We start from the raw sequence: 6871 nt of genomic DNA on the forward strand, positions 1-6871 counted from the left end.
GTAAAACAGCACACAGGCCGTAAAGATTCGATACGTGGTAAGTGCGTTCGGGCCAGCTTTGACGATGAATTCAGGGCAGAGCTTATCTTTGGTTAATGTCGTTAACGAAGTATGCTCTCACCCTGGGCTCGTATGTTGTTCGATTTTCATCAATTCAGAGGTGTTATGAGTTTTAATTGCCCTCATTGTAACAAAGAAGGCGTTAGTTACTTCTCTAAATTACTGTCTTATAGTGGTAGCCCTGCCACTTGTAGAATTTGTGGTAAATTTTCTTGCGATGCTGGCGGTGTAAATGAGTCATACAGAAAAATTGCGCCGCTTAGTTTAATTGTATTGGGTACATCGTCACTGCTTACCCAAAGTCTTTTTTATATCTCTATCTGGTTAGGCTTTGCTTTGCTCTTTCCTGCTTACTCATTATATGTTTTGAAGCTTGAAAAGTTATCAGGTGATGAAGTAAAAAAACAAAGGGGGAAAAAGCTTATCGCTTTAGGGGGTCTTGTATTGTTAGCTTGCTTGGCTGTGTTATATGAGTCTTTTCGTTAATAACGGATGCTATCTAAAATAGGAGCAGGAGCGCATAATGTTGTGAAGGCATAGAGCGAAAAATCTCCTTTCGACTAAGCCCAGCTTCCTAATGCTAAAATATCATAATAGCTTGGCACTCATGGTTTTTCACTGTGAAATTGCAAGTGCATGGCTGCCTCATAAATTGCATCTGTAGCATTACTATCTCCCCCTCAGCCAGAACGAAAAGACTAATAAACTTAGATGCGGTAATCGTCATTTGATGACCAAATAGCTCTGTACACTAAGTTTGAGAGTGGTTCTTCGGTGAAAGAGCAAGGTTTGGGTTGTTTTTAAAAAACGAGATGCTTTCTAAGAGATATTACATCCAGACAGTAGCCTTTCCATTTTTATATTCAGTCAAGATTGAGTAAATTTTGCTGTGTTGATACTCTGTGATCTTAATGTTATTCAGGATGGACAGAACCAGATTATCGATTGGTACCTTTAGTGTGGCACAAGTGCCAGGAAAGAGAGGTTCATCTCATTTTTTATGCAATCAGAGAGCATGACATGGATTTTTTGAATTACTTTGGGTTTGAAGGTTTTATAGGCGCAATACTCGATATGGGGTTATTTGTCTTATTGGTTCTAGTATATAGAAAAGTGCGAGCTATAGTACAAGGGGATTCTGAAGTTTGGGTTCAGGAATTTAAGCGCTGTCTCGAAATGCTCATAGCAGCCATTGTGATACCTGTGTTTACGGGTTGGGCATCTTTGTTCGTTTTGGAGGATTTAGTTGAGAAATATGCAGGTATTATTTTTATTCTTTCTTTCTATCCCCCTTTGATTGCTGCTTTATATTACTTGTTTAAGCTCACTGGTAGCGCTCAGAAAAATGCATAACAAGGGTTTCAATTCGCGTCAGCTAAGAAAGTGCGGATGGAGCTGAGACTGGTTAAATACAGGTGCCTCTGCGTTTTAACCAGGAAAAAGACATCTTTGGAGTTAACTTGCTTAAGGTATTAATACTCGTTTTATCTATTGGAATAATAGGTTGTAGTACCTACCAACCCATCTCAGGGTATCCTGAGAATGGTGCCTATGGGTATTCTGAAAAAGTGCTCAGTGAAAACAGTTTTCTTGTTCGTGTGGACGGCAGAGATACCGAATCATATGGCAGTTTAAGGATGAAACTGGCGCGCAGAGCCGCCGAGCTATGCCCGGGTTCATTTGAACTGACAGACTACACAATGAAACAGGGCTTTGTGATTCACGCAAAAAGAGTTCACTGGCCATACGTAACAGCACATTTGATTTGTACAGAACTGCCAATAGATAAGTCCGTATTGTTTTCAGGCGGCATATAATAAACGCCTCATAATCGGCGCTTTGGAGAGCTTTGCTGTGTAAAAACGCAGTGGTGCGGTGCACATAGCGAACGATATGCCCAGCCTGACTATTAAAGTTCGTGACAGCAGCTGAACTATCATAAGCCCGAAGCAACCAGGCTTCGGGCTTTTACTATCTGCTAGTACTGCAGCTGTCCACCATTTTGAATAAATTGCACGTAATCCTGCCAGGCTTGCTCTACGCCAATGCCCAGTATATCGGTGAAGACACGGTCGAATGACCAGGTGTAGTTGGTGTAATTCACCGCCGACTGGTTAAACTTGCGGATAAACAGGGGGTCTTTTTCCTGCTTAATGTAGTGCAGGAAGAAGCCGGTGGTGGTGTATCCGCCCAGCCACTTTTTAGGGTTGGTGATGTCCGGTTGTCTGGTTTTATGAAAACCCGCGCCAATCCGCACAGCATCTGCGAGGCCTTCGGTATAGGCCCAGTAAGGACCGCCGTCACCATAACCGTCGTGTGTTATTGGAGAGTTGTTATAGCCATGGGTAACCTCATGGAATAAGATGCCGTCAATTTCGTCGCGGATCGCGTTGTCGTCGTTGTTTCCTTCCCGGTAGACTTTTTCCAGATGTTTTGTGCTGACGGCAATGGTCATTTCACCGGACCCATCCTGGCCGAGCTTATAGGCCACAAAGTCGTTGCCCCAGGCGTCTTTTTCTCGGAGTTCAAAACGCAGGTGTCTGAAACGTTGAGATTCTTTCGGGTCGGTATAGAGCACTTTGGCTACATCTACACAGCGGTTTGCCATATGAGCAGCCGGATCGCTGATGATGCGCTTCACCAGTTGCGAGCCCGCAGTTTCTGGGTTCATATCAACAAAATCGACCACCGGCTTATCCCAATTACCACCGCCATTGTCGCTTTGTTCTTGTATATTGATGGTGTAACGGGTAGCAGACCAGCCATAAACTGAGACATACAAGTTGTTGCCCTGAGCCTGACAGGATTCTGCAGCTGTGGACGAGGTGCTGGCACACTGGTAGTTGTTGGTCGCTGGCAGGCTACCCAGGCCGATATATAGATCGGCATCGCCGCTACCTGAGGTGGTTGCCAAGACCTTTCCCGCTACATTGAATGGCCCATAATGCTGCCAGCTCCCTTTACTGAGCGACTTGCTATCTGTGAGTGGCAGAGAATCTCCCGGTGGCGTCGTTCCACCCAGCAATTCAATTTCTGCCAGCTGCAAAATGCCCGCGCCCTGATTGGCAGTGACGTTCAGCTTGTAGTGGCGGTAGGCCTGATTGTTCGTAGCGCTATACTGACGAGTCTGATAGCGTGCAGAAAAGATCTGATTGGTTTGTGTATCAAGTTCGTACCAGGTATTGCCATCGTTTGAACCCAATAATTGCCAGTCCTGCGGGTCGCGACTCGCCGCATCGTTGGCCGAAGTCAATGTGTAACCGGATACTATCTGAGGGGTATTGAACTGATAAGCAATCCAGCCTGTAGGCGTGAAGGTCAGCCATTTGCTGTACTGAGAATCGTCAAATGCCTTGCTGCGCCCCTCAGCTGTGCCATTCTCCCCACTGGCGGTGACAATCCCTGTATTTGGCTGAGTCAGGTCGGTACTTGCGAAGCTTAATGGAGCTATAAGCGCTCCACTTAGGCACAATGCCAGCGTGATTGGATTTAAGAGTTGTGTTTTCATCCTGTTGCTCTCTTTTACATGTTGTAGTGTGATTTGTATCGTTCCAATTTATTTTTTAATTAATAATGGAGTTCATCTCATTTTGAACCTAGTAAGTTTGCTCTACCCGTGATTGGAACGGTCTAAATATTGCGTTTAATGTATGAGTTGTCAAACTTATGTAAATAACAATTTGGTTTAAAATTGAGCAGTTTGGTTATAAGTAGTCAAGTGTATTTCTCACTTTCTACTTTGACTGAATGATATGGTTAGTAAGTAACTATCTGATAAAAAAGTTATTTGTGAGTTGTGCACTGGTAAAAGACACGGTGATATCAGCATCGGAATAGTCTGTTCAGTCCTGTTTGGAGGTGAAATTGCGTTAATGGGAAAGGTTTCCTTTTGAGATTTTGGAAACCTGTTTCAAGATCAAGGTGGTCGATATGACATACAGTACACGCTTTAATTTTGTAAAAGTCTGACCCACTGACTTTTATCTATTTTTTGCTTTTCTGTTCTTGTTGCCAGGCCCAGATAGGCGGCTTTATCAGCAACTTAAATCTGTATGTCCAGCTTGGAGCATTAAAGAGTTGCCTGAACAACTTTGCGTACCCGCTAAAAAAAATGGTAAACGGGTTTACGCTGTTCACTCGTGGAAAGACGCCATATCTGACTTGTGCTTCTTCCCTGGCAAAGGTACCAAACAGCTTGTCCCAGATAATAAAAATGCCCGCATAGTTTTTATCCAGATACTGTTTGTTGGTAGCATGGTGCACCCGATGATGAGAAGGAGTATTAAAGATGGCTTCTATCGGGCGAGGCAGTTTCTTTACGGTTTCTGTGTGCAATAAAGTTTGATAGACCTGTACGACCACCTCGGCCAGCAAGATGATAAACGGATGGAAACCCATTAGCGCCAGTGGCAGATAAAAAAACAGCGGGAAAAACCAATCCATTGGGCCATGGCGATAAGCAACAGAAATATTGAAATGTGGTGAGCTGTGATGGACGGTGTGCGTTGCCCAGGCGAAGCCGTTCTTATGTAAAAAGCGGTGTTCCCAATAGTAAGCGAGATCGGCCAGTATAATACAGCACAATATGGTCCAGAGCGTAAGTGGCAGATCAACAAATCTGAAATTATCATAAACGTAGAAAAATATACCAACATAAGTCATCGCAACCAGCGCGACTAAAAACATAAACAGCCCAAGAGTCACAAAGTTGGCAATACTGTCGCCAAGCAGATTTCTGGTAAATTGTTTTTTGCAGGCGTACCTGAGCATTTCAACAATGAACAAGCCCAATGCAATGACTAAAAACCAGTCGTCGATAAAGACTTCTAGCCACCAGATATCGTCTTCCGATAGAGGAAAGGTTAACAATTCCATGGGGTTACTCTCCATAATCTACCAGTAATTCAGAGCTCGTTATTGCACTGTGATCTGACAGGTAATGGATCTCAACGACCCTTTCTATTGGTCTTCGATAATCGATTTCTTGCCATGCTAATGCAATATCTTGAACACTATGCTTTTTTCTTGATAACAGCTGCTCATAGCGCGCGGCGTCGAGCGTGACGGTGTCATCTGCAGAAGAAAGGGCATCGATGGAATAGCCGATAGTAACCGTGGCTTGCTCAAAGTTAGCTGAGAAGTTTTTATACACAACATAGACCGCGAGGGGCTGCTTGATCAACTGGCTATTTAAGGCCGTATTAGTATTAAATTCCTGCCAAAGCCGTTGCACTTTATCTGTAGGTAAAGTTGCTGTATTGCCGGAGATAATCAGTGTATCAAGAGTAACCTGTAAGGGGTTTTGTTCTTCCGTCACTACATTCGAGCGTGCTGCCTCGAGGGGGGATTGTTTCTGAGTCGTTGAATGGGGGTGTGCTGAGGACAGAGCTTGTACAGGCATTGGCTGTAGTAAAGCAACCCCCCAAACTGAAATGGCAATGATCCCTGTGATCACCAAAGAGTTGGTTAGCTTCATATATTAATCCTGATGATATGTGATGAATGAAGCATAGGCTAAATTTTGAGTTGTTAATTGTCAATATGAAAATTTACTTGGGCAACTAGCCGTTTCACGTCAGTGTGGTACAAAGTAGCTTCGAGGTGGCTTTGAGCTTATAAACTTGATCAACCAGAGTTAGAGGTAAAAAAGACTCTGACAACAGATAATTAGCGTAAATTCCATGGGCAACCAGTTCCACTTTATCTACGTTTGCATCGGGGTATTCATCACGTAAAACCTCGCTGATTATCGTAATAAACTCATCCATGATACTGGCCTGATCTTGTTTGATAGCCGGTAAACGCTTGGCTTCTGAGAAAATGGCTTCACCAATTATGGTTGCGTTGATCCTTTCCTGAGAGCCGACAGTGAATAAAGCATCTATGATTGACTCAATTTTGTTTGTCGAGGGGAGCCAGCGTAAAACTTGTTGCCATTGTTCTGAATATCGGGTGCGTAGCCGCGTGCTCAGTGCGCAAATGATATCGTCACGGTTACCGATGTAATGACGTAAAATGGTGCGTTTCACTCCCGCGGTTTCTGCGATATTTTCAAGTGACGTTGTTTGGATCCCATATTTCAAAATACAGGCTTCAAGTGCATCCAGTATTTCTTCAGTGCGTTGTGCCGCCATACTTGGTCTTGCCATGGTTTCTCCTGTTTCGCTATTTCAGTCACTATATCAACAGAGGTTTTGATTGTCATGTTGACAATTAACGAGGTTGCAAGTTATGGTGTAAATTGTCATTGTGAAAATCTATAGTGAGGAAGTTGCAAATGTGGATGGGGTTGCCGTGGAGTTATTGGCTTGGTTTTGGACTATTGTTGTGGTTGCTCTATGACTTGATAAGAGGGGTCAGTTATTTGTGGCAGCGCTATGTGCGAAGTGAGCAGCCCTGTATGTACTGGTTGACGATATTACTATGGGCTTTGGTAGCTGCATCATGTTTTGCCTACCCAAACTGGCCATATACCTGAGTAGGCCCATGCTGGGTTACTCATCAAAATAATACAGGTCATCTATGAAAACAGGCTCATGATGGGTTTATTATCTGTCTGATTTTATTTTTAAATAAAATGGTGGTTTTTAATTTGCACTATGTGAGTGTTATATTGTAGTGGTGGTTTGTTATTCTATTGTAGTTTTTTAAATTTAAAGCAGGCTACTGCTTAATGCCTGCATACCAGGGTGAGAGCATACTTCGTTAACGACATTAACCAAAGATAAGCTCTGCCCTGAATTCATCGTCAAAGCTGGCCCGAACGCACTTACCACGTATCGAATCTTTACGGCCTGTGTGCTGTTTTACC

7 protein-coding genes are annotated in these 6871 nt (G+C 43.5%); 3 read left to right on the forward strand and 4 right to left on the reverse strand.

Annotated features, from left to right (window positions below; translation table 11 throughout):
* The first annotated feature begins 165 nt into the window (after positions 1–165).
* The 3 genes from NH568_RS23795 to NH568_RS23805 all read left to right on the forward strand — a co-directional run bounded on the left by NH568_RS23795 (position 166) and on the right by NH568_RS23805 (position 1877).
* On the forward strand, positions 166–546 hold the full coding sequence (locus NH568_RS23795) for a hypothetical protein (RefSeq protein ID WP_253111245.1): 381 nt from the start codon (positions 166–168) through the stop codon (positions 544–546).
* Between the two features lie 534 nt (positions 547–1080).
* Complete coding sequence (locus tag NH568_RS23800) at positions 1081–1413, forward strand: hypothetical protein (RefSeq protein WP_253111248.1); 333 nt, start codon at positions 1081–1083, stop codon at positions 1411–1413.
* A gap of 107 nt (positions 1414–1520) precedes the next feature.
* The gene (locus tag NH568_RS23805) at positions 1521–1877 is read left to right on the forward strand and encodes a hypothetical protein (RefSeq protein ID WP_253111251.1); all 357 of its coding nucleotides are present in this window, start codon (positions 1521–1523) and stop codon (positions 1875–1877) included.
* 161 nt (positions 1878–2038) lie between these two features.
* On the opposite strand, the gene NH568_RS23810 is transcribed toward NH568_RS23805, so the two are convergent.
* The 4 genes from NH568_RS23810 to NH568_RS23825 all read right to left on the reverse strand — a co-directional run bounded on the left by NH568_RS23810 (position 2039) and on the right by NH568_RS23825 (position 6209).
* A complete protein-coding gene (locus tag NH568_RS23810; RefSeq protein WP_253111254.1) occupies positions 2039–3568 on the reverse strand; it encodes a basic secretory protein-like protein in 1530 nt (509 codons plus the stop codon).
* Positions 3569–4044: 476 nt separating this feature from the next.
* A complete protein-coding gene (locus tag NH568_RS23815) occupies positions 4045–4935 on the reverse strand; it encodes a sterol desaturase family protein (RefSeq protein WP_253111257.1) in 891 nt (296 codons plus the stop codon).
* Positions 4936–4939: 4 nt separating this feature from the next.
* Positions 4940–5536 (reverse strand): hypothetical protein, encoded by a 597-nt coding sequence (locus tag NH568_RS23820; RefSeq protein ID WP_253111260.1) that lies wholly within the window; start codon positions 5534–5536, stop codon positions 4940–4942.
* Between the two features lie 94 nt (positions 5537–5630).
* Entirely contained in the window at positions 5631–6209 is a 579-nt protein-coding gene (locus NH568_RS23825; RefSeq protein ID WP_253111263.1) for a TetR/AcrR family transcriptional regulator, read from the reverse strand.
* Positions 6210–6871: the final 662 nt, after the last annotated feature.

Origin of the sequence: Pseudoalteromonas sp. XMcav2-N, assembly GCF_024124545.1 — a bacterium.
Taxonomy (GTDB): Bacteria; Pseudomonadota; Gammaproteobacteria; order Enterobacterales; family Alteromonadaceae; genus Pseudoalteromonas.

What these genes read in the sequence shown, in the direction of transcription:
- NH568_RS23815 (WP_253111257.1), bottom strand. Translation starts at nt 4,935, where the DNA reads ATGGAATTGTTAACCTTTCCTCTATCGGAAGACGATATCTGGTGGCTA.
- NH568_RS23820 (WP_253111260.1), bottom strand. Translation starts at nt 5,536, where the DNA reads ATGAAGCTAACCAACTCTTTGGTGATCACAGGGATCATTGCCATTTCA.
- NH568_RS23795 (WP_253111245.1), top strand. Translation starts at nt 166, where the DNA reads ATGAGTTTTAATTGCCCTCATTGTAACAAAGAAGGCGTTAGTTACTTC.
- NH568_RS23800 (WP_253111248.1), top strand. Translation starts at nt 1,081, where the DNA reads ATGGATTTTTTGAATTACTTTGGGTTTGAAGGTTTTATAGGCGCAATA.
- NH568_RS23810 (WP_253111254.1), bottom strand. Translation starts at nt 3,568, where the DNA reads ATGAAAACACAACTCTTAAATCCAATCACGCTGGCATTGTGCCTAAGT.
- NH568_RS23825 (WP_253111263.1), bottom strand. Translation starts at nt 6,209, where the DNA reads ATGGCAAGACCAAGTATGGCGGCACAACGCACTGAAGAAATACTGGAT.